The sequence below is a fragment of the Paraburkholderia sp. RL18-085-BIA-A genome, assembly GCF_046027075.1.
Lineage (GTDB): Bacteria > Pseudomonadota > Gammaproteobacteria > Burkholderiales > Burkholderiaceae > Paraburkholderia.
The window spans coordinates 1-2,456 of sequence record NZ_JARESU010000354.1 but is presented as its reverse complement, the minus strand read 5'-3'; the positions used below and the strand labels follow the sequence as shown (position 1 = coordinate 2,456).

2 protein-coding genes and 1 pseudogene are annotated in these 2,456 nt (G+C 57.6%); 2 read left to right on the top strand and 1 reads right to left on the bottom strand.

What is annotated here, in order from left to right:
* Positions 1 to 58 precede the first annotated feature (58 nt).
* Positions 59 to 247, top strand: a pseudogene (locus P0D89_RS52285) (Arm DNA-binding domain-containing protein); the annotation flags it as partial.
* Here P0D89_RS52285 and P0D89_RS52280 read toward each other — a convergent pair.
* Positions 201 to 1,034, bottom strand: a complete 834-nt coding sequence (locus tag P0D89_RS52280; RefSeq protein WP_408370926.1) for an endonuclease NucS domain-containing protein — start codon at positions 1,032 to 1,034, stop codon at positions 201 to 203. The pseudogene P0D89_RS52285 and the gene P0D89_RS52280 sit on opposite strands and share 47 nt — an antisense overlap.
* Before the next feature lie 583 nt (positions 1,035 to 1,617).
* Here P0D89_RS52280 and P0D89_RS52275 point away from each other — a divergent pair.
* A complete protein-coding gene (locus tag P0D89_RS52275; protein ID WP_408370928.1) occupies positions 1,618 to 2,361 on the top strand; it encodes a YoaK family protein in 744 nt (247 codons plus the stop codon).
* Positions 2,362 to 2,456: the final 95 nt, after the last annotated feature.

Sequence of the window (2,456 nt, the reverse complement as noted above, 5' to 3'; positions counted from 1 at the left end):
ATGGAAGCGCGCCTCTGAGTGGTAGCTAGAGGCGCTATTACTCTGAAGTGCGATCGACATGACGAAAATCCACACCAACCTCCTCACCGACATTCAGATCCGCAAGTGGATCCGCGCCGGGTCGCCGGTCGCAAAGTCGGACGGGGGCGGCCTCACCTTCACCCTGTCGCATGCTGGCGCGGCGGCATGGGTTCTACGCTTCACACACGGCGGCCGGCGGCAGGAAGTGACGCTCGGGCGATATCCATGTAACCGCTACGGCGGCGCAGGCATGTCGGACGAGCAACGGTAATGTTGATGCGTGCTTTAGTGACAAGAGAACTATCTCTGTTCCACTGTTCAATCTTGTTGAGCACAAAGTTGATCTGGTATTCGAAGAGCTCGACGTTCGGAAATGCAGCTATCGCGTAACGAAGTTCCCTGCTGATATCGTGCGCGACAATGACACCGTGCACCGGTCGCCCCTTTGCAAGATGCATCGTTACCCATCCCATATAACGCGCTAGCTGTCCGACGGCCCTGTCGGGCGCGTTTCCACGTTTAAGTTCGAACACGACCAGGCCGCCATCTTGGTCGACAGCCAGAATGTCGATTCTTCCAACATCAGTGAAGTACTCGGTGCCGCGCCCGCCGTCTTCCGTGTAGAGCTTCAGCCGCTTATTGCCGCCGCTAATCGACTCGAGGTTGTGCGAGATGAAGTCCTGAAATTCGCGCTCGAGCTCGAAGACGGCGTCATCGGCTTCCACTTCATCCTCTTCGACAATCTCTGCCTCTTCGGCCTGATCGAGCAGAGCATCCACTGCTGCGAGTGAGCCGGGCGGCGTAAGGCGCACCTCCGTTTCGGTCTCGAACGATGACCAGCCCATTTTCTGGAACACGCGCCTCAGCGCCCGAGAGTTCTTGCCGCGGATAACTAGATGCGTGGGAGCCTTCCCCGGATTGTCACGGCACCACTGCAACATGGGGAACAACTCGAAGCTCTTTCCGTCAGGCGCCGTGATGGCGACGAGATAGCGTTTGGGTTGGGCGCGCATGGTTTTCTTCAGTATTGTTGACCGTGTTTCCGACAGCGAGTGAGCCGATATGCGGATGCGCAGTCTAAAGCGGAATCTCTGATTGACGCCACAAGAGACTGATCTCATGGGCTGAAACGTCGCCACCCGACAAAGCCCGAATGGTGGTCACGACGACCGACCACGCCACGGCCGGAAAATACCGGAGCATTCAACAGCACGAACGGCAGCCGGGAAGGACTGGCAAGAGAAAGCCGACCCGCGATGGTCGCTTTTTCACATCTCGAGCGCCGTAGTGTGACGCCGACGACGAACATGAAACGAGCACCGGACGCGGCGACTATGTGATCACTGGACCATTCGTGTGGCAACAGACGGCCACAAAGTGACGGTCGGCATTTCAGGGGCGCAGTCAGCTATCGATTCATGAGCCGACATTCCCATTCCTGTTAGCCGTGCATGACCATGCGGCGACCGCCAACCGGATAGAGTCGACGCAGGGAGCTAGACCCGAGCGAATCAGTTTCGCCTCATGTTAGGATCGGTTAACTTAACTCGTTCGCAACCTTTCTGGGCCACGTCGCCGATACCGAGGGTAATCCGCATGCCCATCAATTATCTTCGCGGTTTCACGAAGCCTGAGCGCAGCGACGTCACGAATCGTCGCCTCGGGCGATCGCTCGCGTTCGTCGCCGGCGCGGCCAACGCTGGCGGATTCCTTGCTGTGGGTCAGTACACCTCCCACATGTCTGGCATTGTGTCGTCGCTTGCCGATAACGTCGTGCTTGGCGACATCAATGTGGCCGTGGCGGGATTGAGTTCCTTGCTGTCGTTCCTTGTCGGGGCGGCCACGTCGGCGATCCTGATCAACTGGGGACGACGTAGGCACTTGCAGAGCCAATACGCGATGCCGTTGATGCTCGAGGCGTCGCTGCTTCTCCTCTTCGGTTTTCTCGGCTCGAATCTGGAATCCCACCGCGTGCTGTTCGTGCCGGCTACCGTCTGTCTTCTCTGCTACGTGATGGGACTGCAGAACGCTATGATCACAAAGGTTTCAAAGGCGGAAATTCGGACGACGCACGTCACCGGTCTTGTGACGGATATTGGCATCGAGCTTGGTAAGCTGTTTTATTGGAATGTCGGGGCAATGCCCGGCAACCTGGTCCGCGGAGATCGACAGAAACTGGGGCTTCTCGGATCGCTGTTACTGTCGTTCCTGGTGGGCGGACTTACTGGCGCAGTAGGCTTTAGACATCTAGGCTTTGCGTCGACCGTTCCTCTTGCGATCGTCCTTCTTACTCTCGCCGTTGTTCCAATCGTCGACGATATGCGTGCTTATCGCAGTTAGGCGAAACGCCAAGCTGCATAGCTTGATAGGTGTCTGCATTAGCGCGGAAAGCGGACACGGATCGGCGCTAGTTGATCGGCTGAGTTGGGTCGTGT

Bases quoted from the DNA above. Each gene is read 5' to 3' on its own strand.
- P0D89_RS52280 (WP_408370926.1), bottom strand. From the start codon at position 1,034: ATGCGCGCCCAACCCAAACGCTATCTCGTCGCCATCACGGCGCCTGAC.
- P0D89_RS52275 (WP_408370928.1), top strand. From the start codon at position 1,618: ATGCCCATCAATTATCTTCGCGGTTTCACGAAGCCTGAGCGCAGCGAC.